This is a genomic window from Micromonospora sp. NPDC023737 (genome assembly GCF_040639715.1).
Lineage (GTDB): Bacteria > Actinomycetota > Actinomycetes > Mycobacteriales > Micromonosporaceae > Micromonospora.
This window is the reverse complement of record NZ_JBFAAL010000005.1, coordinates 266,914-288,596: the sequence shown is the minus strand read 5'-3', so window position 1 is coordinate 288,596 and position 21,683 is coordinate 266,914. Positions and strand designations below refer to the sequence as shown.

The 21,683-nt window shown below is 72.2% G+C and carries 18 protein-coding genes and 1 pseudogene; 6 read left to right on the top strand and 13 right to left on the bottom strand.

The window, feature by feature from the left end; all coding sequences use genetic code 11:
- Positions 1 to 78: 78 nt before the first annotated feature.
- Positions 79 to 1,428 (bottom strand): annotated as a pseudogene (locus AB0F98_RS14595) (DedA family protein); the annotation flags it as partial.
- A 136-nt stretch (positions 1,429 to 1,564) separates the two neighbouring features.
- On the opposite strand from AB0F98_RS14595, the gene typA reads away from it, so the two are divergent.
- Together typA and AB0F98_RS14585 are read left to right on the top strand one after the other, a co-directional pair.
- A complete protein-coding gene (typA, locus tag AB0F98_RS14590) occupies positions 1,565 to 3,433 on the top strand; it encodes a translational GTPase TypA (protein ID WP_357734269.1) in 1,869 nt (622 codons plus the stop codon).
- A 225-nt stretch (positions 3,434 to 3,658) separates the two neighbouring features.
- Positions 3,659 to 4,513 carry a serine hydrolase gene (locus AB0F98_RS14585; protein WP_357734266.1) on the top strand — a complete coding sequence of 285 codons (855 nt, stop codon included), beginning with the start codon at positions 3,659 to 3,661 and terminating at the stop codon, positions 4,511 to 4,513.
- A gap of 44 nt (positions 4,514 to 4,557) precedes the next feature.
- On the opposite strand, the gene AB0F98_RS14580 is transcribed toward AB0F98_RS14585, so the two are convergent.
- Entirely contained in the window at positions 4,558 to 4,707 is a 150-nt protein-coding gene (locus AB0F98_RS14580; protein WP_357734263.1) for a hypothetical protein, read from the bottom strand.
- A gap of 142 nt (positions 4,708 to 4,849) precedes the next feature.
- Positions 4,850 to 5,647 carry a tyrosine-protein phosphatase gene (locus AB0F98_RS14575; RefSeq protein ID WP_357734260.1) on the bottom strand — a complete coding sequence of 266 codons (798 nt, stop codon included), beginning with the start codon at positions 5,645 to 5,647 and terminating at the stop codon, positions 4,850 to 4,852.
- Between the two features lie 169 nt (positions 5,648 to 5,816).
- Between AB0F98_RS14575 and AB0F98_RS14570 the strand changes: the two genes are divergently transcribed.
- Both AB0F98_RS14570 and AB0F98_RS14565 read left to right on the top strand, forming a co-directional pair.
- Complete coding sequence (locus AB0F98_RS14570; protein ID WP_357734257.1) at positions 5,817 to 6,914, top strand: dipeptide epimerase; 1,098 nt, start codon at positions 5,817 to 5,819, stop codon at positions 6,912 to 6,914.
- Between the two features lie 53 nt (positions 6,915 to 6,967).
- The gene (locus tag AB0F98_RS14565) at positions 6,968 to 7,900 is read left to right on the top strand and encodes a C40 family peptidase (RefSeq protein WP_357734254.1); all 933 of its coding nucleotides are present in this window, start codon (positions 6,968 to 6,970) and stop codon (positions 7,898 to 7,900) included.
- A gap of 144 nt (positions 7,901 to 8,044) precedes the next feature.
- On the opposite strand, the gene AB0F98_RS14560 is transcribed toward AB0F98_RS14565, so the two are convergent.
- The 3 genes from AB0F98_RS14560 to pnuC all read right to left on the bottom strand — a co-directional run bounded on the left by AB0F98_RS14560 (position 8,045) and on the right by pnuC (position 11,182).
- Positions 8,045 to 9,043, bottom strand: coding sequence for a TerC family protein (locus tag AB0F98_RS14560; RefSeq protein WP_357734251.1), 999 nt, complete (start codon positions 9,041 to 9,043; stop codon positions 8,045 to 8,047).
- Between the two features lie 382 nt (positions 9,044 to 9,425).
- On the bottom strand, positions 9,426 to 10,517 hold the full coding sequence (locus AB0F98_RS14555) for an AAA family ATPase (RefSeq protein ID WP_357734248.1): 1,092 nt from the start codon (positions 10,515 to 10,517) through the stop codon (positions 9,426 to 9,428).
- A complete protein-coding gene (pnuC, locus tag AB0F98_RS14550) occupies positions 10,514 to 11,182 on the bottom strand; it encodes a nicotinamide riboside transporter PnuC (RefSeq protein WP_357734245.1) in 669 nt (222 codons plus the stop codon). Before pnuC ends, AB0F98_RS14555 begins: the two co-directional genes overlap by 4 nt.
- A gap of 92 nt (positions 11,183 to 11,274) precedes the next feature.
- Between pnuC and AB0F98_RS14545 the strand changes: the two genes are divergently transcribed.
- Positions 11,275 to 11,568, top strand: a complete 294-nt coding sequence (locus AB0F98_RS14545; RefSeq protein ID WP_357734242.1) for an antibiotic biosynthesis monooxygenase family protein — start codon at positions 11,275 to 11,277, stop codon at positions 11,566 to 11,568.
- Positions 11,569 to 11,721: 153 nt separating this feature from the next.
- Here the strand turns inward: AB0F98_RS14545 and AB0F98_RS14540 are convergent, their stop codons facing one another.
- The 5 genes from AB0F98_RS14540 to uvrB all read right to left on the bottom strand — a co-directional run bounded on the left by AB0F98_RS14540 (position 11,722) and on the right by uvrB (position 16,533).
- The gene (locus AB0F98_RS14540; protein WP_357734239.1) at positions 11,722 to 12,582 is read right to left on the bottom strand and encodes a helix-turn-helix transcriptional regulator; all 861 of its coding nucleotides are present in this window, start codon (positions 12,580 to 12,582) and stop codon (positions 11,722 to 11,724) included.
- An 84-nt stretch (positions 12,583 to 12,666) separates the two neighbouring features.
- Positions 12,667 to 12,939, bottom strand: coding sequence for a hypothetical protein (locus AB0F98_RS14535; protein WP_357734236.1), 273 nt, complete (start codon positions 12,937 to 12,939; stop codon positions 12,667 to 12,669).
- A 193-nt stretch (positions 12,940 to 13,132) separates the two neighbouring features.
- Positions 13,133 to 13,501, bottom strand: a complete 369-nt coding sequence (locus AB0F98_RS14530) for a VOC family protein (RefSeq protein WP_357734233.1) — start codon at positions 13,499 to 13,501, stop codon at positions 13,133 to 13,135.
- Between the two features lie 58 nt (positions 13,502 to 13,559).
- Entirely contained in the window at positions 13,560 to 14,408 is an 849-nt protein-coding gene (locus tag AB0F98_RS14525; protein ID WP_357734229.1) for an AraC family transcriptional regulator, read from the bottom strand.
- A gap of 16 nt (positions 14,409 to 14,424) precedes the next feature.
- On the bottom strand, positions 14,425 to 16,533 hold the full coding sequence (uvrB, locus tag AB0F98_RS14520; RefSeq protein ID WP_357734226.1) for an excinuclease ABC subunit UvrB: 2,109 nt from the start codon (positions 16,531 to 16,533) through the stop codon (positions 14,425 to 14,427).
- Positions 16,534 to 16,875: 342 nt separating this feature from the next.
- On the opposite strand from uvrB, the gene AB0F98_RS14515 reads away from it, so the two are divergent.
- Positions 16,876 to 18,369, top strand: coding sequence for a hypothetical protein (locus AB0F98_RS14515; protein WP_357734223.1), 1,494 nt, complete (start codon positions 16,876 to 16,878; stop codon positions 18,367 to 18,369).
- A gap of 19 nt (positions 18,370 to 18,388) precedes the next feature.
- Here AB0F98_RS14515 and coaE read toward each other — a convergent pair whose 3' ends face one another.
- Positions 18,389 to 19,570 carry a dephospho-CoA kinase gene (coaE, locus tag AB0F98_RS14510; protein WP_357734220.1) on the bottom strand — a complete coding sequence of 394 codons (1,182 nt, stop codon included), beginning with the start codon at positions 19,568 to 19,570 and terminating at the stop codon, positions 18,389 to 18,391.
- Between the two features lie 438 nt (positions 19,571 to 20,008).
- Positions 20,009 to 21,490, bottom strand: a complete 1,482-nt coding sequence (gene rpsA, locus AB0F98_RS14505; protein ID WP_120677947.1) for a 30S ribosomal protein S1 — start codon at positions 21,488 to 21,490, stop codon at positions 20,009 to 20,011.
- Positions 21,491 to 21,683: the final 193 nt, after the last annotated feature.

Genomic DNA, 21,683 nt, shown 5'->3' with positions numbered 1-21,683 from the left:
TGCCGCCGGTGCTGCCGCCGGTGCTGCCGAAGCCTGCGGTGCCGCCGGTGCTGTTGGTGCTGCTGGTGCCGGCGTTGGCGCCGATCGGCCGACCGCGCGGTTCCGGGTCGCCCAGGCGACCATGAACACGGCAGTCCAGAGCACCCCGAGCAGGACGGCCGCCACCGTCCCGCTGGCCGTGCTGAGCCCCAGGTAGAGGCGAGCGACGGCGAGGTAGACGACACCGGCGGCGGCGCCCGTCCAGGTCGCCACGGCCACCGGCCAGCGCGTGTTCCGCGACAGCAACCAGGCGAGCGTGCAGAGGCTCGCCGTCACCACCGCGTTCTGGGTCGGGAAGACCCCGTCGTCCGGGTCGGACCCGGCCGAGCCCGCCAGATGCGCGGCCAGGGCCAGCACCAGCAGCGGAACGAACGCCCCCACCGTGCCCACCAGGCTGAGCAGGTCCGCCCGCCACGACCGCTGCCGCCACGCCAGCACCGCTGCCACCACCGCCACCAGCGTGATCAACACTGGCCCGCGCAGCGCCGACACGGTCGCGAGCCCGACCTCGACCGCCCCCGGGGTACGCCGGTCGGCGAACCAGCGGGCGATGGCGTCGTCCACCAGGGCGAGGCCACTGTTGCGCACGACGAACTCCAGCAACCCGGCGAAGGCGAGACCGGCGGCGAAGAGCAGCAGCAGCCCGGCCGTCAGGTTGAGCAGCAGGGTCCAGCCCGGCCCGATGCGCATGCTGAGCAGGAAGAAGAGCACCCCGTACCGGCCGGCGAGCCAGCGCACCGGCGGCAGGGCCGCGGCTCGGAGCAGCAGCGCCTGGGCGGGGTCGGGGTTGCGCCCGAGCCAGCGACCGATCAGCACCACCGCCACCAGCGCGGCGAGCAGCAGCAGCACCGCGCCGGTGGCCCGACCCAGCAGCCGGGACACCGTCTCGTACGATTCCCCGGCCACGTACCCGACCAGGACCGAGCCCCCTACCCAGCCGACGATCCCGGCCAGGTTCCACACGGCGAAACGCCGGTACGGCATCCCCCCGGCGCCCGCGAGACGGGGTACCAGGGTGCGGGCGAAGGCGATCCAGCGGGCCGTGAAGACGCCCCGGCCGCCGAGCCGGCTGAGCAGGCCGTCCGCCCGCTGCCAGCGCTCCGGACCGACCCGCCTGCCGAGCCCGCTGGCGCGCAGTTTCCGCCCGTACCGGCGGCCTGCCCGGAACGCGAGTGTGTCACCGATCACCGCTGCGCCGATCATCACGAGCAGCGCCGGGGCGAGCCGTAACGTCCCCGCGTACGCTAGGAAGCCGACCAGCAGCAGGGTCGCCTCTCCCGGCACCAGCAGCCCGAAGATCACGGCGGTCTCACCCGCGACGATCAGCGCGGCGACCAGGTAGATCAGCAGGGGCGGCAGACCCTGCACGAAGGTCAGCAGGTCGTGCACTCGGCCCCCATGAACACGAGGGTCAGCATGCCAGCCGTGCCCGCGGCTGGGACAGGAGTTCCACCACAGATCCGGGCCAATCGGGGGATGACCCCGAGGCGGAACCGGCAACCTCGGACAGGAGAGTATGGAGGGTATGCAGCTACGCACCGACCTCCGCAACGTCGCCATCATCGCCCACGTCGACCACGGCAAGACGACTCTGGTCGACGCCATGTTGCGGCAGGCCGGCGCGTTCAGTGCCCGGGCCGAGGTGGCCGATCGGGTCATGGACTCGATGGACCTGGAGCGGGAAAAGGGCATCACCATCCTGGCCAAGAACACCGGCGTGCACTACATGCCGGCCGACGGCTCGGACCCGGTGACCATCAACATCATCGACACTCCCGGCCACGCCGACTTCGGCGGCGAGGTCGAGCGCGGCCTGACCATGGTCGACGGCGTCGTCCTGCTGGTGGACGCCAGCGAGGGTCCGCTGCCGCAGACCCGCTTCGTGCTCCGCAAGGCGCTCCGGGCCCGCCTGCCGATCATCCTGGTGATCAACAAGGTGGACCGGCCGGACGCCCGGATCAAGGAGGTCGTGGACGACACCTACGAGCTCTTCCTCGATCTGGACGCCGACGAGGAGCAGATCGACTTCCCGATCGTCTACGCCTGCGCCCGCGACGGCATCGCCTCGCTGACCCAGCCCGCAGACGGGGCCGTGCCGGACGACAGCCACAGCCTCGAGCCGCTCTTCCGCACCCTGCTGGACACCATTCCGGCACCCGCGTACGAGCAGGACGCCCCGCTCCAGGCGCACGTCACCAACCTGGACGCGTCGCCGTTCCTCGGCCGGCTGGCGCTGTGCCGGGTCCGGCAGGGCACCATCAGCAAGGGCCAGACCGTGGCCTGGTGCCGCACCGACGGCAGTACCCAGCGGGTCCGCATCTCCGAGCTGCTGATGACCGAGGGCCTGGAGCGCAAGCCGGCCGAGTCGGCCGGCCCGGGCGACATCATCGCCGTCGCCGGCATCCCGGAGATCATGATCGGTGAGACGCTCGCGGACGCGGAGAACCCGATCCCGCTGCCGCTGATCACGGTCGACGAGCCGGCCATCTCGATGACCATCGGCACCAACACCTCGCCGCTGGTCGGCCGGGTCAAGGGCGCCAAGGTCACCGCCCGGATGGTCAAGGATCGGCTCGACAAGGAGCTGATCGGCAACGTGTCGCTGCGGGTGCTGCCCACCGAGCGCCCCGACGCCTGGGAGGTGCAGGGCCGCGGTGAGCTGGCCCTCGCGATCCTGGTCGAGCAGATGCGCCGCGAGTCGTACGAGCTGACCGTCGGCAAGCCGCAGGTCGTCACCCGGGAGATCGACGGGAAGACCTGCGAGCCGGTGGAGCGGCTGACCATCGACGCCCCCGAGGAGTACCTGGGCGCGATCACCCAGCTCCTCGCGACCCGCAAGGGCCGAATGGAGCAGCTGGTCAACCACGGCACCGGCTGGATCCGGATGGAGTGGCTGGTCCCGGCCCGCGGCCTGATCGGTTTCCGCACCGAGTTCCTCACCGAGACTCGGGGCACCGGCATCCTGCACCACGTCTTCGAGTCGTACGAGCCGTGGTTCGGCGAGCTGCGGACCCGCAACAACGGCTCGCTGGTCGCCGACCGCGCCGGCACGGTCACCGCCTTCGCGATGACCAACCTCCAGGAGCGCGGGCAGCTCTTCGTCGAGCCCACCACCGAGGTGTACGAGGGCATGATCGTCGGGGAGAACTCCCGCTCCGACGACATGGACGTCAACATCACCAAGGAGAAGAAGCTCACCAACATGCGCTCGTCCACCGCGGACGAGACCGAGAAGCTGATCCCGCCGCGGAAGCTCTCGCTGGAGCAGGCGCTCGAGTTCTGCCGCGAGGACGAGTGCGTCGAGGTGACCCCCACCGCGGTGCGTATCCGCAAGGTGGTGCTCGACCAGCAGCAGCGTGGTCGGGCGGCGGCCCGCCGCAAGCACGCCGGCTGACCCGTCCAGCGCCCCGGAGCCCGGCCCGCCGCCTCGGCAGGCCGGGCTCCCGCCTTCTCCCACCCACCCCACCCTCTCCCTCCCCCTTCCCCCGGCCTCCCGCCCAGCTCCCGTTGATCATGAAGTTATTGCCCTGACACGCCGCGTTGGGGCGCAATAACTTCATGATCAACGGGGTGACCCCCCGGGGTGGGGGGTAGGGGGTGGTTCGTTACGGTCACGGGTGTGATGTGGGACGAACTCGACGCGCACCTCGACACGGTGCCCGGCACCGTCTCCGTGTACGTGGGCCGGCCCGGCGCCGCACCCGCGTGGACGCGGCAGTCGGAGGCAACCCACTACGCGGCCAGCACCATGAAGCTCGCCGTCCTGGTCGCCCTGCACCGGGCCGCCGAGGCGGGCACCCTCGACCTGGACGCCCCGGTGTCGGTGGCCAACGCGTTCGACTCGGCGCAGCCCGGCGCGCCCCGCTTCACGTGCGCCCGCAACTATGACAACGACGACGAGGTGTGGGCCCGAGTCGGCGGCAGCGCTCCCCTGCGCTGGCTGGCCCGGCGGATGATCGTCCGCTCCAGCAACCTCGCCACCAACCTGGTGATCGGTCACGTCGGCCTGCCCGCGGTGGCCGACGTCTGGGCGCTCGCGGGCGCCCGGCACAGCGTCACCGGCCGGGGCATCGAGGACTTCGCCGCCCGCGACGCCGGCATCACCAACCTGGTGACCGCCGCCGACCTGGCCGCCCTGCTCGGCGGCCTCGCCACCGGGGCCACCCGGCCCGGCCCGCTCGCCTCCCCGGCCGGCTGCGCCGCCATGCTCGACGTGCTCGCCGACCAGGAGCACCGCGACGACCTGGCGGCCGGCCTGCCGCCGGGCACCCGCATCGCCCTCAAGAACGGCTGGGTGCGCGGCGTCCGGCACGGCGCCGGCGTCGTCTTCCCCGACGACGCCCCTCCGTACACGGTGGCCGTCTGCACCACCAGCGACGAGGGCGACAGCGCGACCGACGACACCGACAACGACGCCTGCCGCCTGATCGCCGACATCTCCGCCCGGGTGTGGGCCGCCCGCCACGACCTGTAGGACCGCCACCGGCGGCCGGGCCGGGCCGCGCGCGGGCGTACGGCTCAGGCGCGGGCGGCCAGAGCGGCGCACAGCCAGTCGACGGTGGCCGCCACCGCCTCCGGCAGAGGCGTGGGCCGGACCCCGAGCCGCGTCTCGAACGCGGTCGAGTCCATCACCTGCGGCTCCTCGTGCTGGTCCGCGTCCTCGCGCATGAACGTCTCACCGAACGGTCCCGGCGGCGGCCCGCCGCGCTGCGCCGGCCGCCGTGCCGCTCGGGTACGCCGTGACGGCCCCCCAACGCGGCCGGGCAGCCGCTGGTCGCCGCCGGCCGGGCAACCGCCAGCCCGACGGCAGTCACTCCAGCACCTGTTCCCGCAGGGCCGCGATGACGTCGCCGGTCAGCCCGAGACCGTCGTGCAGGTACGCCTCGAACGAACCGTGCACCCGGCGCACCTCGTCGTAGCCCGCGTCCAGGTACTCCGGGCGGACCTCCAGCACCGGCAGCACCGCCGCCACGTCCAGCTCCGGTTGCCGCCGCCGCATCGCCTCCACGATCACCGCACGCAGGCTCTCGGTCAGCGGGTTGTTCCGCAGGTACTCGGCCCGGATCGCGTCCTCGTCCACCCCGAGCGCGGTCAACAGGATCACCGTGAGCCAACCGGTCCGGTCCTTCCCCGCCGAGCAGTGGTACACCAGCGGCAGGTTCTCCGCCCGCGCCGCCAACCGCACCGCCTCGGCGAAGCCCGCCCGGGCCGACACCGCGGTGACGAACCACCGGTAGATCGCCGCCATCGCCGCCGGCGTCCCCTGCCGCGCCAGTTCCGCGTACGCGGACAGGTCATGGCCCAGCAGCACCGCCGAGATGTACGTGAACACCGGATGCTCCGGGTCGTACACCGGAAGGTGCACCAGCCGCGGCGCACCGACCAGCCGGTCCGCCGGCGCGACCAAGACCTCGGAATGATCCCGCAGATCGACCACACAGGCCGGGCCGAGCTTGCCGAGCATCGGCAGATCGTCATCGGTCAACCGACCCAAGGCCGGAGTACGGACCAGCCGGCCGGGCCGCACCCGCCGACCTCCCGCCCCGATCAGACCGCCGAGGTCACGCGCGTTCGGCGCGCCCACCAGTTCCCAGTCCCGCCCGCTCATCCCGACGCCTCCGCACACCTGGTGGCCCGCCCGCCACGTTCGCCCGACCCGATGCCCACGCCTCCCCCGGCCTCATCGGCGCCGGGCCGCACCGCGCCTGGCGGCCGCCGGCAGGGCCACGCTCGTCCGGCCACTGACGCGACAGTGGTCTGCGTATAGGGTGCCGCACATGACGATCGCCGCGGTACGCACCCACCGGCTCACCGCCCCCTTGCACACCCCGTTCGTCACCGCGCTGCGCCGGACCACCACCGTGGACACCCTCGTCGTCGAGGTGGTCGACGCCGACGGTCGTTCCGGGTTCGGCGAGGCGCCGCAGGTGTGGCAGGTGACCGGCGCGTCGATCGACGGCTCCGAGGCGTGCGTCCGGCAACTACTCGGACCACTGCTCACCGGCCGCGACCCGGACGAGCTGGTGGCCCGCTGCACCGAGGTGCAACGCGCGGTGGTCGGCAACGAGGCCGCCAAGATGGCCGTCGACGTGGCGCTGCACGACCTGGCCGCGCGGCGGCTCGGTGTACCCCTGGTGCGGCTGCTGGGCGGCACCGCGCTGGCCGTGCCGACCGACGTCACGCTCGCCGCCGGCGAGGCCGCCGACCTGGCCGAGACCGCCGGCAAGCGGCACGCCGAGGGCTTCGACGTGCTCAAGCTCAAGGTCGGCACGGACGCCGCCGGCGACCTCGAACGTGTCCGGGCGGTACGCGCCGCGGTCGGCCCGCACGCGCGGGTCAGGCTCGACGCCAACCAGGGCTGGACCGCCCGCGAGGCGGTCCGGGTGATTCGCGGCATCGAGGACGCCGGGCTCGACGTGGAACTGGTCGAGCAGCCGGTGGCCCGCTGGGACCTGGACGGGCTGGCCTGGGTGAGCGACCGGGTGGACGTGCCGATCCTCGCCGACGAGGCGGTGTTCGGTGTTCGCGACCTGGTCGAGGTGATCCGGCGTCGGGCGGCCGACCTGGTCAACGTCAAGCTGGCCAAGTGTGGCGGCCTGCACCCCGCGCGGACCATGCTCGAACTGGCCGCCGCGCACGGCCTCGGCACCGTCGTCGGCTCCATGATGGAGAGCGAGGTCGGCATCGGTGCGGCGGCCAGCCTGGTCGCCGCGTACGGCACCACCGCCGTGCCCGACCTCGACGCCGCCTGGTGGCTGGCCCGGTCGCCGGTGCGCGGCGGGATCCGTTACGAGGGCGCGTCGGTCGTGTTGCCGGACGCGCCCGGCCTCGGCATCACCTCGGTGACTGAAGCAAAAGTGCAGACGCCAGGTTGAGAGATGGCGGTTTCTTTCACTAAGGTCGCGAGGACAGCAAGCACCAACTGGGGGTGGACGTGGAGCTGCAACCGGGCCGCGAGGCCGTCGTCCGGGTCGCGGTCGCGACACTCTGGACCTCTCCCGAGGCGGTACGCCCCGTCGACCGTCCCGCCCTCGCGGCACGCACCGACATCCCCGCCTGGATTTCCGGGATGGACAGCGACCAGCAGGTCGGCGACTGCGTCCTGAGCCAGCTGCTGCTCGGCGAGCGGGTCCTCGTCACCGAGCTGCGCCCGGACGGCTGGGCACACGTCATCGCCGTCGAGCAACCCGCCGCCAAGCTGGACCCGCGCGGCTACCCCGGCTGGCTCCCCGCCGATCAGCTCGTCCCCGTCGACGCGGCCACCTCGGCCATCGGCGCCTCGCCGCTGGTGCTGGACGCCAGCGTCAGCGCCCTGCGGGCCACGCCCGACGGCCCGGTGGTGCTGCCGGGGGTGATCCTCGGCACCCGGCTCGCCGCGGCCGGGCCGGCGCGGGACGGCTGGCGGCCGGTACACGCCCCCGGCCACACCGACCCGCTCTGGCTTCCCGACGCGCACCTCGCGGAACTACCGGCGGCCCCGCCGACGGCCGCCGAGGTGCTCGCGGTCGCGCAGCGGCTGCTGGACGTGGTCTACATCTGGGGCGGGGTGTCCGCGTACGGGATCGACTGCTCGGGCCTGGTGCACCTGGCCTGGCGGCGGTTCGGGGTGCAGTTGCCCCGCGACGCCGACGACCAGGCGGCCGCCACCGTCCCCCTGGCGCTCGGCGACGAGCGCCCCGGCGACCTCTACTTCTTCGCCCGCCCCGGCCGCAAGATCCACCACATCGGCATCGTCACCGCAGAGCAGGGCTCCGACGGCGACCGGCGCATGCTGCACGCCTGTTACCGGCAGCGCCGGGTGGTGGAGGAGGCGCTGCCCGCCGAGCGGGTCGCCACCCTGGTCGGCGTCCACCGGGTCTGACCTCCGCGTACGCGCGAGGGGCGGCTCCCGATCTCGGGAGCCGCCCCTCGCGTTCTCGTCACCCTCGCCGACCTCGACGGTGGGGTCGACGTCCCGCCGCCCGGCCGGGGCGGACCGATCAGCCACCCGGCCGGGGCGGAACGATCAGCTGCGCGCCTCGGCCAGCGCCCGGCGCCGGTCCCGGGCCGACTTGGCCAGGCTGGCGGCCGTGGCCACCAGCAACGTGCCGATGATCACCAGCAGCGAGAGCCAGATCGGGATGTGCGGCGCCCAGGCGACGTGCTCGCCGCCGTTGATGAACGGCAGGTTGTTGTCGGCTAGCGCCTCCAGCACCAGCTTCACGCCGATGAAACCGAGCACCACCGCCAGGCCGTAGCTGAGGTAGATCAGCCGGTCCAGCAGGCCGCCCAGCAGGAAGTAGAGCTGACGCAACCCCATGAGAGCGAAGACGTTGGCGGTGAAGACCAGGTACGCCTGCTGCGTGATCCCGAAGATCGCCGGGATCGAGTCCAGCGCGAAGATCAGGTCGGTGGTGCCGATCGCGATCATGACGATCAGCAGCGGGGTGAAGAGTCGCTTGCCGTTCTCGTGCGTGACGAGCCGGGCGCCGTCGTACGTGCGGGACAGCGGCAGTGCCCGGCGGCTCCACCGGATCAGCACGTTCTCGGAGAACTCGTCCTCGTCCGGCTCACCCTGGCGAGCCAGGTTGATCGCGGTGTAGATGAGGAACGCGCCGAAGATGTAGAAGACCCAGGAGAACTGGGAGATCAAGGCCGCGCCGGCGGCGATGAAACCGCCTCGCATGATCAGCGCCAGCACTATGCCGACGAGCAGCACCTTCTGCTGGTATGGCCGGGGCACCCCGAACCGGGCCATGATGATCACGAAGACGAAGAGGTTGTCCACCGACAGGCTGTACTCGGTCAGCCAGCCGGTGTAGAACTGGCCGGCGGCGCTCGCCCCGGAGAACAACCACAGGCCCGCGCCGAAGAGCAGCGCCAGACCCACGTAGAAGCCGACCCAGAGGCTCGACTCACGCACACTCGGCTCGTGCGGGCGGCGGCCGATGATCAGCAGGTCGACCGCTAGGACGGCGACCAGTGCGACAAGCGTGACCGCCCAGACCAGCCCGGACACATCCAACGTTCATTCCTCCGGCAGACACGCGACATCGGGCACACCGTACGCCCGGTGGAGGCACGGCGTGCCGCTGATGCTCGCTGTGGTGACTGTCGGAGGTCTCTTCCGTCACCGCAGGAGCGCGGTGACCGACGGGGCCGGGTCGTGCCACCCTCGGGCGGTCGACCGTGCTGACGACTCCGTCACGGGGGAATACTCCCCTCCTCGATCACCATTGTGGCGCACCGACTCGCGTGATCGCGAATCGGGCGGGGGTGGTTGAGGCCACCGCGGCCCACCCTGATCTGACATTTCGGCCCGTTCCGGCGCTCCGGCCGACCAGGTGGGCCGCGGCAGTCACGGTGACGACCGAGTCACCACCGCTACGGCATCCTAGGAGGCTGGGTCATGCGGGCGGCCGGAGCGGGTCGGCCAGATCCCAGCCGGCCGCGAGCAGCGCGTCACAGGCGGCCACCGCCCGCGCCAACCGCTCCTCGTGGGAACCGGTCAGCTCCAGCACCGGCACGCCGCAGCCGGCCAGTTCGGCCCGAAACCGGTCGGTCATCCAGGCCCGCAGGTGCGCGCCGTCACGCAGGCCGTCATCGGTGAACGGCACGCCCCGGTGGTCGGTGAGCAGATACAAGGCGGGCCGCCGGGCCGCCCCGCGTACCGCCGCGGAGGTCGACCCCAGATAGCGCTCCTCCCAGACCGCGGTGGCCCGCGCGTCGGTGTCGCAGATCAGCAGCGGGCCACCGGACCGGGCCGCGGCGTCCTCCGCCGCCTGCTGCTCCCGGACCACCTCCAAGAAGTCGTCCCGGTCCCAGGTGACGTCGAAGACGGTCGCCTCCGCCCGCCGTTCACGCAGTCGCGCGAGCTTGCGAGCGGTCAACTCCCGGCCGTACTCCGGAACCCAGGCGGCGCCGTAGTGGGCTGCCAGAGCGGCGGCCATGGTGGTGGTGCCGGTCGACTCCGCGCCGACCACCACCACCCGCCGCACAAACCAGGCCCGCACCGGCGCGGCCAGCCACCGCCAGTTCGCCACCGGGTCCGCCCGCACGGCGGTCCCGGAGACCGGCAGGTCGCGCCGATCCAGGTCCAGAGTCACGGGTACGGCGTCGAAACGTCGGGCCAACTCGACGCCGTACGCCTCGGACGAGAAGACCGCGTCCACCCGCCGGCCGCCGACGGCCTCGCGGAACACCGCGCAGTGCGCGTCCCACGCCGCCGGGTCGGCGTAGTCGACCGGGTGGTCGTCGTACCGACCGACGAACCGGACCCAGGGCGTGCCGGCGTGCACCTCGCGCAGCCAGTCGAGCCGGTCGGAGAGCGGAATCGACTCCCGGCGGGACGGCGCGACCACCACGGTGACCGCCGCGCAGCGAGCCGCCGCGGCATTGATCAGCGCGTGATGACCCGCGTGCGGCGGATAGAACTTGCCCACCACCATGCCGTGCCGGAAGTCCCGCCCCGGCAGACGAGGGGTTTCGACGGCGGTCACCGGCCGAGGCCGGCCGGGTCGCCGGTCACGCGCTCGACGATCCCGGACGGCGCCGCGGCGGCCCGGCGCAGGTCCGCGCGCCACGTCCGCAGCCCGACCACGCAGAGGACCAGGAACACCACGTAGAGACCGGCGGTCAGGTGGAGCCCCTTGTACGCGTACAACGGGATGTAGATCAGGTCGGCGGTGATCCAGAGCCACCAGCTCTCCACCCGTTTGCGGGTCTGCCCGTAGGTGGCCAGCAACGACAGCGCCGTGGTCAGCGCGTCCGGCAGCGGCACGGTGGAGTCGGTGGCCCGGTCCAGCAGTGCCCAGAGCCCACCCGTGAGCAGCACACCAGCGGCGGCCACCGCCAGCCACTCCGAGCGTCCGGTACGGCTCACCGTGAGGCGGCTGCGCTGCTCGCCCCCGAAGAGCCAGTGCCACCAGCCGTACAGCCCGAGCCCCACATAGACGACCTGGAGCCCGGCGTCCGCGTACAGGCCGGCCGTCCAGAACAACACCATGAGCAGCAGCACGTTCGCGATGCCCACCGGCCAGTTCGCGATGCGCTGGCGGGCCACCAGCCATACGTTGACCACGCCGGTGGCGAAGCCCAGCAGTTCCGCCCAGGTGGTGGCGGTGCCGGCCACGGTGAACGCCGTGCCGGTGAGCCAATCGATCATCCTTGTTCCTCCCGCCGGTCACCCTAGGGCCGGCGCCGCCCACTGGACAGACCCCGATCCGGCCGGCACGAGCGGCGTGGCAGGCTGTCGGCATGGTGCTCGAGGTTGCGCTAATCGACGTACTGCCCGGACACGAGGACGCGTTCGCCGCCGCGTACGCCCAGGGGCACCCGCTGCTGGCCGGCACGCCCGGCTGCCGGTCGGTGCGGATGACCCGGGGCGTCGAGTCGCCGTCCCGCTTCGTGCTGATCGTCGAGTGGGACTCGGTCGAGGCGCACGACGAGAACTTCCGCGGCACGGAGCGGTTCACCCAGTGGCGGGCGCTCATCGGGCCGCACTTCGCCAACCCGCCACTGGTCGAGCACTTCACCGACGTACCGGCCTGACGGCAGCCGGCCCCGACCGGCCCACACGACCGCTGTCGGACCCCTGTCCTAGGGTGCGGACGCACGCGTGGGCCACCGGTCCCGACGGGCTCGGGGGCGCCGGGCCCGGTGCCCGCGCGCCGGCACCCCGTCCGCCTCGTGCGGACCGGGCGATCAGTCGCCGAAGCTGCGGGCCAGCACGGTCACCGTCTCCTCCGCCGGGAGCGCCGCGCTCAGCAGCGCCTCGGTGATCCGCTCGTACCGGTCGACGTCGGCCGCCGTGGTGAGCCGCACGTCGGTGGTCAACGTCTCCAGCATCACGGTGCGCGGATCCGCCGGGTCGGGAAAGGCGTAGCAGGAGTACGGCGTGAGCGGATGAAGGCCGCCCAGCGCGGCCGTGCCGCGGGGCAGCAGCCGCAGGGTGACATTCGGCAGAGCGGTCAACGCGACCAGGTGACGCGCCTGCTCCCGCCAGACCTCGACCGGTATCTCCTCCGGGTCGCAGGCGGCCTCGGCCAGCAGCGCCGTGTACCGGGGCGGGTCCGCCCGGCGCAACACCTCCTGCCGCACCGCCCGGGCACGCACCTCGGCGTCCACATCGTGCTCCGGATCGAGCGCGACGGCTGGGGCGAGCCTCAGCCGGGCGTACGCCGGGGTCTGCAGCAGCCCCGGCACGACGGCCGGCTGGTACTCGACGATGCGCGCCGCCCCCGCCTCCAGTTCGGCGTACGTGCGCTGCCGCTCCCCCATCTCGCCCAGCGTCTTCCACCAGCCCCGGCTGGTGGCCGCGTCGCGGGCGATGACGATGAGCTGGTCCCGCAGCGGCACCGGCACCTGGTAGACGTCCAGCAGGTCGAGCACGTCGGCCAGGTCGGGACGGCTCTGGCCCAGCTCGATGCGGGACAGTTTCGACGTCGAGGCCCACCCCAGCCGGTCACAGACCTGCTCCAGGGTCAACGCCTCGCGTCGGCGTAGTTGGCGCAGCTCGGCACCGAGCCGCACACGGCGAATGACAGGACTCGTTGGCAGCGGCATTCCCGGCCTCCCCACCGAGGGAGAGTACGCAGCGCAGTCACACAGCGCAATACCTTGCTTGCACAACGCAACCGAACCCCGGCGTCACCGCCCGCCGGAGAGCAGGGAGCGGAGACGAGACCTCCGTCGGGGTGGGACCAGCCAGGCCGCGACGTCCGCCACGACCACGGGATCGACGTGTTGCGGGGCCTCGCACTCGGCGGGAGTCGACGGACCTGAACCAGGGAAGAACAAGTGGTTGTCGGCGTCGTAGACCCGGATCGTCACGTCCGGTCGGTGCGCCAGGCCGGCCCGCCACCGGCTCAGGTCCGCCCGCACGGTGACCTGGTAGTCGCGCCCGCCCCGCAGGATGAGCATGGGCTTGCCGAATGTCGCCGCTGTCCCCGCAGTACCTGCTCAGCCCGATTCTCTTCCCGTCGAGGAGGCGCCGGACGTCGACGCCCTCCGCGACCAGCCGTCCGGCGACATGGGACCGGCCGGGCGTTAAGGCCTGCTTCACAAGACCGTGCCCGAGCGAGCCTGATGAAACAGGCCTTATGGCGCCTCGCGGTCAGGCTCGGTAGGTGCCGAAGCTCCACACGTTGCCGGCGAGATCACGGGCGGCGTAGTCCCGTGAACCGTAGTCGGTGTCGAACGGCTCGCGGATGATCTCGGCGCCGGCGGCCCGGGCCCGCGCGTGGTGGGCGTCGACGTCGTCGATCGCGACGTACACCGCCGCGTCCTCCTCGGCCGGCCGCGGCCGGGGCTCGGCACGTCCGCCAAGCATGATCATGCCGGTGTCCAGGATGAGTTCGGCATGGGCCACGCTGCCGTCCGGGGCCTCATGCACGGCGTGCACCGCGAAGCCGAAGGCGGCGCAGAGCCAGTCGATGGCGGCGTGGGGGTCTGGGTAGCGAAAAACGGGATAGAGGGTACGCATGGCTCCGAGTCTGCCGCCGGATCGGCCACGGCGATTGGACGAATGTGACCTCGGCCAGTCACCCCGGACGACTGCCCGCGGACAGCGCCGCGGGCGTGTCACCGGCGAACTCCCGGAAGTCGCGAATCAGATGTGACTGGTCGTAGTAGCCGAACCGGGCGGCCACGTCGGCCCCACTGTCGAACGGTCCGAGGTCGGGCGCTGGCGACACCGGCAGCAGCGGGCCGGTCAGCGCCGCGTACGCCCGCTGGAAGCGCAGCAGCCGCGCCGTGGTCTTCGGCGACAGCCCGACCTCGTGCCGGAACCGGGCGGCGAGGTGTCGCCGACTCCATCCCACCTCGTCGGCGAGCAGTCCGATTCCGACCCGGCCGCCGCTCGCGTCGAGCCGCCGCCAGGCCCAGGCGACTCGTGGGTCAGCCGGCGCCGAGGCGGCCAGCCGGGCGGTGAACACCTCGTCCAGCAGCGCGAACCGCTGCGACCAGGCCGGCGTCTCCGCGAGCCGCTGCCGGAGCCGGTCGAGCCAGCTGCCGGGCAGCACGGCCACGTCCGCGGCCCGGTTCGCCAGCTCGACCAGGGGCAGGCCGAGGATCCGGCGGGCGGTCAACGGTGCCAGCAACACCTGGGCGCCCTCCCCCACGCCGACCGTCTCGGTACGACACCACCTGTCGAACGTGCCGGCCACGAAGGAGTTCACGCCGTACGCGCTGCGCTGCCTGCTACGCGGATCGATCACGTCGAGCGGGGCGCCCCAGCCGAGGATGAGCACCACGAACGCGCCGGCCGTCTCGCGGCGCACCAACGGCAGCTCCGCGCGCTCCCGATAGCCGACGTACCGCTCGACGTACGGGCGCAGCGCGACCGAGGGAAGCCCGAGGACGACCCCGTCGGCCGGCCCGCCCGTCGTCACCGGCGGGGACCCGCGCTCACTTCACACCGGCGGCGTCCATGCCGCGCAGCTCCTTCTTCAGGTCGGCGATCTCGTCGCGGATCCGGGCGGCCAACTCGAACTGCAGCTCCCGGGCGGCGCCGAGCATCTGGTCGTTGAGTTCCTGGATGAGCTGCGCCAGGTCGGCCCGGGCCATCCCCTCCCGCGACGGGGTGGAGGCAGCCGCCCGGCCACGGCTGCGGGTCTCCTTGACCGGCGCCTTGCCTCGGGACAGCTGCCGCACCGCACCGCCCACGGTGTTCTGCGCGGTGTCCTCGGCCTCGCGGTAGATGTCGTCGAGGATGTCGTGGATCTTCTTACGCAGCGGCTCGGGGCTGATGCCGTGGGCCTCGTTGTGCGCAATCTGCTTGGCCCGCCGCCGGTTGGTCTCCTCGATCGCGTCCGCCATCGACGGAGTGATCTTGTCGGCGTACATGTGGACCTGGCCGGACACGTTACGGGCCGCCCGGCCGATGGTCTGGATCAACGATCGGCCGCTGCGCAGGAAACCCTCCTTGTCGGCGTCGAGGATCGCCACCAGCGACACCTCGGGCAGGTCGAGACCCTCGCGCAGCAGGTTGATGCCGACGAGCACGTCGTAGTCGCCCTTACGCAGCTCGCGCAGCAGCTCCACCCGGCGCAGCGTGTCGACCTCGGAGTGCAGGTAGCGCACCCGGATGCCGTTCTCCAGCAGGTAGTCGGACAGGTCCTCGGCCATCTTCTTGGTGAGCGTGGTGACCAGCACCCGCTCGTCCCGCTCGGTACGCAGCTTGATCTCGTGCATGAGGTCGTCGATCTGCCCCTTCGTGGGCTTCACGATGACCTCCGGATCGATCAGGCCGGTCGGGCGGATCACCTGCTCGACGAACTCGCCCTGCGCCTGCTCCAGCTCCCACGGGCCGGGCGTGGCGGAGAGGAAGACCATCTGGCCGACCCGCTCCAGGAACTCGTCGAAACGCAGCGGCCGGTTGTCGGCGGCGCTGGGCAGCCGGAAGCCGTGGTCGATGAGCATCCGCTTGCGGGAGGCGTCGCCCTCGTACATGCCGCCGATCTGCGGGATCGTCACGTGCGACTCGTCGATCACGGTCAGGAAGTCGTCGGGGAAGTAGTCGAGGAGGCAGTGCGGGGGGCTGCCCGGCAGCCGGCCGTCGATGTGCATCGAGTAGTTCTCGATGCCGGAGCAGAAGCCCACCTGGCGCATCATCTCGATGTCGTACGTGGTGCGCATCCGCAGCCGCTGGGCCTCCAGCAGCTTGCCCTGCCGCTCCAGCTCCGCCAGCCGCTCGGCCAACTCGGTCTCGATGTCACGGATCGCCCGCTCCATCCGCTCCGGACCGGCGGCGTAGTGGGTGGCCGGGAAGATCATCAGGTGGTCGACCTCGCGGACCACGTCGCCGGTGAGCGGGTTGAGGTAGTAGAGCTTCTCCACCTCGTCACCGAAGAGCTCGATCCGGACGGCCAGTTCCTCGTACGCCGGAATGATCTCCAGAGTGTCGCCCCGGACCCGGAAGGTGCCCCGGTTGAAGGCCATGTCGTTGCGGGTGTACTGGATGTCGACCAGGCGGCGCAGCAGCTGGTCGCGGTCGAGTTCCTGGCCGACGGCCATCCGCACCGCACGGTCGAGGTACTCCTCCGGGGTGCCCAGACCGTAGATCGCCGACACGGTGGCCACCACGACCACGTCGCGGCGGGTGAGCAGCGACATGGTCGCCGAGTGCCGCAGCCGCTCGACCTCCTCGTTGATCGAGGAGTCCTTCTCGATGTAGGTGTCGGTCTGCGGGATGTAGGCCTCGGGCTGGTAGTAGTCGTAGTAGGAGACGAAGTATTCGACGGCGTTGTTCGGCAGCAGCTCGCTGAACTCCTTGGCCAGCTGCGCGCAGAGCGTCTTGTTGGGCGCGAGCACCAGCGTCGGCCGCTGCAACCGCTCGATGAGCCACGCGGTGGTGGCGCTCTTGCCGGTGCCGGTCGCACCGAGCAGCACGGTGTTGCGGTCGCCACGCCGGACCCGCCGCTCCAGGTCGTCGATGGCCGCCGGCTGGTCACCGGCGGGCTGGAATTCACTGACGACCTGGAAACGGCCGTCGAGCCGGGGAATGTCGAGCGCCATGACCTCAACGGTACGCCGCCGGTCCGACAGGTTCGGCCGACCAGAAGGCGGGTGACCAGCTTCGATATTCCCATTGTGTGCCACATGCCACCGGACTACCCTCTGCGTGTAGGCCGCTCGCGGCGGCCGACCGGTCCGGCGGCCCGGCCGACATCACGGCCGGCGGTCGCCCCCGGCACGGTGGTCGCAGCACCCGGTTGCCTGGCGTGCGCACCCGACGTGGTCGCGCCAGAGGCGCACCGGCCGCCGCGAGCGCCCTGCTCGTCACTCCGTGCACCTCCGGCCGTTCAACAACGCGTGGAAGCATCCCGAGCCCGGGCCTCCCGTCCGGATCCCACGGACGTGCCCCTGACCGCCCGCAGCGGCCCGAGTCGCGCCCTGCCCGCCGTCGCGGTGCCGCCGCCCGGCCCCGCGGGTGCCGGCCCCGACGACACCGGGCTGTTGCCGAAGGTCACCGCCCGGCGTCGGCGTAACCTGCTGGCGCTGCTCGGCCTGGTCGCGGTCCTGTCCGCCGCGGGACTGGTGCTCGGGTTGCTCAGCTGGGCGCCCGAACCGTCCGCGCCGCCCCGGGCGCTGACCCCCGTCGAGGCCGAGCGGCTGGCGGCGGTCCGGGTGACCAACTACCGCGACCTGCGCGCCGGGGTGCACGTGACGATCGGCACCGAGCAGTCCCGCATCGAACTGGTGGGCTGGGTGGACTGGTCCCGCCCGCTGCTCTACCTGGACGTCGGCGGTCCCGGTGCCGGCGCCGAACGCGGTCTGCTCCAGGCCACGCCCGCGGTGCTGGTGATCCGGCCCGACCCGTCGGCCGTGCCCACCGCCGCGCCGCCCCCGCTGGTGCCTCCCGCGGACCGCTGGCGACTGCACGAGCTGCCCGCCGGGCATGCCCTGGCGCCCGTGCTCAAGCTGCTCTTCGACCTCGCCGCCGATCGCCCGGACCCGGCCCCGCCGGCCGGGGCCCGCTGGGTGGCCCGCGAGACCTTCGCCGCCGGTCCGGTCGACGTACTACAGGCTCCCCTGCCGGGGTCGGCGACCATCGAGCCCGACCCGGACGACCGGCCGCGGTACTGGGTCGACGACGACGCCCGGGTGCACCGGATGGCCGTCCGGCTTCCCGGGTCGGGAGCGGTGAACGTCGACCTCAAGCGGACGGACCGACCGACCCTGCGCCCCATCGACGCCCTGGGCGGCCGGCCCGGTCTGCCCCGGGCGTTGACCGCCGCCGAGCGGACCCGGTTGGAGCGCCTCCCCGAGCGGCTGCGCGCCCGCCAGGGGGCCACGGTGACCCTCACCGCTCCGGTGCGGCGTGAGACGAACCTGCGTGGTGCGGGCTGGCTCAGCTGGACCCGCCGTACCGGCTACCTGGCGGTCACCGACCTCGGCGTGCCGGAACACCGGACGCTGCGCTGGCGGGACGCGGCCGGCGTGTCCCGCGCGCAGGTCCCGGCGACGGGCGACCCGGAGAAACCCGAGAAGCCACCGCTGCCGCCTCCGGCCGACGTCACGTGGAAGTCCGAACGGGCCGGCGCGGACGACGTCGGCGTGCTGGTGGACGCGGCGCTCACCGCCGGTCGCACAGCACCGCGTGGCACGGCCGTCCGGCTGCGGGAGGACACCGTGGCCGACCGTCCGGTCGACGTCGTCGAGCTGCGCGGAGGCCGGAACCTGCTCCGCTACTGGATCGACCGCGACGGTCTGCTCCGCCGGGTGGAGGTACGCACCGGTACGGCCACCTGGGCGCAGCTCGACCTTCAACCCGGGCGGGTGCCGACGCTGCCCGCCCCGAAACGCCCGGCCGGGTCGCCCGAGCGGCCGGCCGCCCACTCGTCGCGCTGAGGCTCCACCGCCGGTACGGTCAGGGCCGCCAGCCGGTCTGGGCGGCCCACTCCTCAGCGCGCAGGTACTCCTCGTCGAACCACGGGTCCCTGATGGTCGGGAAGTCGGCGCCGTCTGGGGCCGAGGCCGCCAGCTCCTGCTTGAACAGCAGATATTCGGCCCGCTGCCCCGGGTCGGCGCGCAGGTGGTCACGCATCAGCAGCGCGTACCGCCAGCCGGGTGAATCGGCCACGCGGACGTGCAGGTTCACCGCACGGCCCGGGTCCGCGCTGCCGTGCAGCCGCTTCTCCCACCGGCCGCTGCCGGCCGGGCGGGGGTCGTCCCACCAGTCGCCCGGCATCCGGGGGAACCCGGCGTCGGCCAGCCGCTGCGCGATCGTGCCGTCCGCCTCGGCGAGGGACGGCACGGTGAGCTGGACGTCGATGACGTCCCGCGCCGCGAGACCGGGAACCGCCGTCGGCCCGATGTGATCGATCCGCATATCGGCCGGGCCGAGCGCGTGGCGGATCCGGGCGGCCAAGCGCGCGTACTGCTGCGGCCACGTCGGGTCGTACTCGCCCAGCTGCACCTGCCGCGGCCGGGCCACCCGCCGCTCACGCACGTTGCGTTCATAGGGCAGCAGCCGGTCGTGCCAGAGCGCGTCGACCGCCGCGTACAGCTCGGCCAGGCTGCCGTCGTTGCTGAGCAGCGCGTCGGCCGCGGCGCGCCGGCGGGCGTCGTCGGCCTGCGCGGCGATCCGCCGCTCGGCCTCCGCGCGATCCATCCCCCGGTCGCGGGCCAGCCGCTCCAACCGGACGGACACGGCCGTCTCCACCACGATCACCAGGTGGTACGTGGGCACGAGCCCCACCTCGACCAGGAGCGGCACGTCGTTGACCACTACCGCGTCGGGTGCCGCCGCGGCGGCGAGCTCGGCGGTCCGGGCGCGTACCCGGGGGTGCGTGATCGCCTCCAACCGGCGCCGGGCGGCTTCGTCGGCGAAGACGACGGCGCCCAGCGCGGCCCGGTCGAGGCTGCCGTCAGCGGCCAGTACCCGCGGCGAGAAGACCTCGACGATCTCGGCGAGCCCCGGGGTGCCCGGGGCGACCACCTCCCGCGCTATACGGTCGGCGTCGATCAGCACCGCGCCCCGCTCGGCGAGACGCGCCGACACGACGCTCTTACCCGATCCGATTCCCCCGGTCAGCCCTGCCATCAGCACGGTCCCCAGTCAACCTGATCACGTCCGTCGCACCAAACGACCCCCGCCACCGCGCGGGCACCGGGTGTGTTCCCACCGCTCCGTCGGTGGCGAGGATGATCCACTCGCGGTCATGGAGGTCGGGGTGTCCGGCTGTGACGGATACCCCGACTTCAGGGATGTCGAGTCGATCAAACCGGCGAGTCCGGGTCGTTCCGCGTCCCCAGCGGACCGCGGGCAGGGCGAGCCGGCGGGGGCACGGAGACGGCGCGGCGCGGACGCGGACACGCCGCGGACGCGGAGACAACGCCGCGCGGACACGGCGCGGCGCGGACACGGCGCGGACGGCGCGCGGGCGCGGAGATGGCGAAGGCCCCGCCCTCGACGATCCGGAGATCGTCGAGGGCGGGGCCTGTGGTCGTCGGCGTCAGAGGCGCCGAGTCGAACCTGCCGTGCGGGTCACTTGCCGCCGGCGAGCTTCTCCCGCAGGGCGGCGAGAGCCTCGTCGGTGGCCAGGGTGCCGGCCGGCTCCTCCTGGCGGCTCGGGGCCGCGCTGGTGGAGGTGGCGCCGGTGACCGCCGGAGCCGGGTTGGCAGCGGCCTCGGCCTCGGCGGCGCGGGAGTTCTGCACCTGCTTCTGGTGCGCCTCCCAGCGCTGGCGAGCCTCGGCGTACTGGTTCTCCCATGTCTCGCGCTGCTTGTCGTACCCCTCGAGCCACTCGCCCGTCTCCGGGTCGAAGCCCTCCGGGTAGATGTAGTTGCCCTCGGCGTCGTAGGTCGCGGCCATGCCGTAGAGGGTCGGGTCGAAGTGCTCCTCGCCCTCGACGAAGCCCTCGTTGGCCTGCTTGAGCGACAGCGAGATCCGGCGGCGCTCCAGGTCGATGTCGATGACCTTGACCATGACCTCGGAGCCGACCTGGACGACCTGCTCCGGGATCTCCACGTGGCGCTCGGCCAGCTCGGAGATGTGGACCAGGCCCTCGATGCCGTCGTCGACGCGGACGAACGCACCGAACGGCACCAGCTTGGTGACCTTACCCGGCACGATCTGCTGGATCGCGTGGGTGCGGGCGAACTGACGCCACGGGTCCTCCTGGGTCGCCTTCAGCGACAGCGAGACCCGCTCGCGGTCCAAGTCGACGTCCAGGACCTCGACCTCGACCTCCTGGCCCACCTCGACGACCTCGGACGGGTGGTCGATGTGCTTCCAGGAGAGCTCGGAGACGTGCACCAGACCGTCCACGCCGCCGAGGTCGACGAACGCGCCGAAGTTGACGATCGAGGACACGACGCCCTTGCGGACCTGGCCCTTCTGAAGCTTGTTGAGGAACTCGGTGCGCACCTCGGACTGGGTCTGCTCGAGCCAGGCCCGGCGGGACAGAACCACGTTGTTGCGGTTCTTGTCCAGCTCGATGATCTTGGCCTCGAGCTCGCGGCCGACGTACGGCTGCAGGTCACGCACCCGCCGCATCTCGACCAGGGAGGCGGGAAGGAAGCCGCGCAGGCCGATGTCGAGGATGAGGCCACCCTTGACCACCTCGATGACCGAACCGCGGACGACGCCGTCCTCGTCCTTGATCTTCTCGATCGTGCCCCAGGCCCGCTCGTACTGCGCCCGCTTCTTCGAGAGGATCAGGCGACCCTCCTTGTCCTCCTTCTGAAGGACGAGGGCCTCGATGTGGTCACCGACCGACACGACCTCGGCCGGGTCCACGTCGTGCTTGATCGACAGCTCCCGAGAGGGAATGACACCCTCGGTCTTGTAGCCGATGTCGAGCAGGACCTCGTCCCGATCGACCTTGACGACGGTGCCTTCGACAATGTCGCCGTCGTTGAAGTACTTGATGGTCTCGTCGATCGCGGCGAGGAAAGCCTCCTCAGAGCCGAGGTCGTCGACGGTGACCTTGGTGGCGCTCGAGGGAGCCTCGATGCTGCTCGTCATGTGGGCGGTTGCTCCGGTCGGATGGGATGTCACAGCAGGCTGGTGTCGCGGTGACCCGGTCGCGCCAGCGGACCCGTCGCTTGGCACACCGATCGATTGCCAGATGCGATGATGTGGCGCCGTCAGTGGCCTCGTCGACCGCGCACCTGCTCCCTGCCGAGGTGCACGATCCGCGAGCGCATCGTCAAGCCTA

Excerpts from the sequence above, each read along its gene's own strand:
- typA (WP_357734269.1), top strand. The coding sequence starts at position 1,565 with ATGCAGCTACGCACCGACCTCCGCAACGTCGCCATCATCGCCCACGTC.
- pnuC (WP_357734245.1), bottom strand. The coding sequence starts at position 11,182 with ATGATCGATTGGCTCACCGGCACGGCGTTCACCGTGGCCGGCACCGCC.
- AB0F98_RS14530 (WP_357734233.1), bottom strand. The coding sequence starts at position 13,501 with ATGCGTACCCTCTATCCCGTTTTTCGCTACCCAGACCCCCACGCCGCC.
- AB0F98_RS14580 (WP_357734263.1), bottom strand. The coding sequence starts at position 4,707 with ATGCGCGAGGACGCGGACCAGCACGAGGAGCCGCAGGTGATGGACTCG.
- rpsA (WP_120677947.1), bottom strand. The coding sequence starts at position 21,490 with ATGACGAGCAGCATCGAGGCTCCCTCGAGCGCCACCAAGGTCACCGTC.
- AB0F98_RS14535 (WP_357734236.1), bottom strand. The coding sequence starts at position 12,939 with ATGCTCATCCTGCGGGGCGGGCGCGACTACCAGGTCACCGTGCGGGCG.
- AB0F98_RS14545 (WP_357734242.1), top strand. The coding sequence starts at position 11,275 with ATGGTGCTCGAGGTTGCGCTAATCGACGTACTGCCCGGACACGAGGAC.
- AB0F98_RS14570 (WP_357734257.1), top strand. The coding sequence starts at position 5,817 with ATGACGATCGCCGCGGTACGCACCCACCGGCTCACCGCCCCCTTGCAC.
- AB0F98_RS14575 (WP_357734260.1), bottom strand. The coding sequence starts at position 5,647 with ATGAGCGGGCGGGACTGGGAACTGGTGGGCGCGCCGAACGCGCGTGAC.
- uvrB (WP_357734226.1), bottom strand. The coding sequence starts at position 16,533 with ATGGCGCTCGACATTCCCCGGCTCGACGGCCGTTTCCAGGTCGTCAGT.
- AB0F98_RS14540 (WP_357734239.1), bottom strand. The coding sequence starts at position 12,582 with ATGCCGCTGCCAACGAGTCCTGTCATTCGCCGTGTGCGGCTCGGTGCC.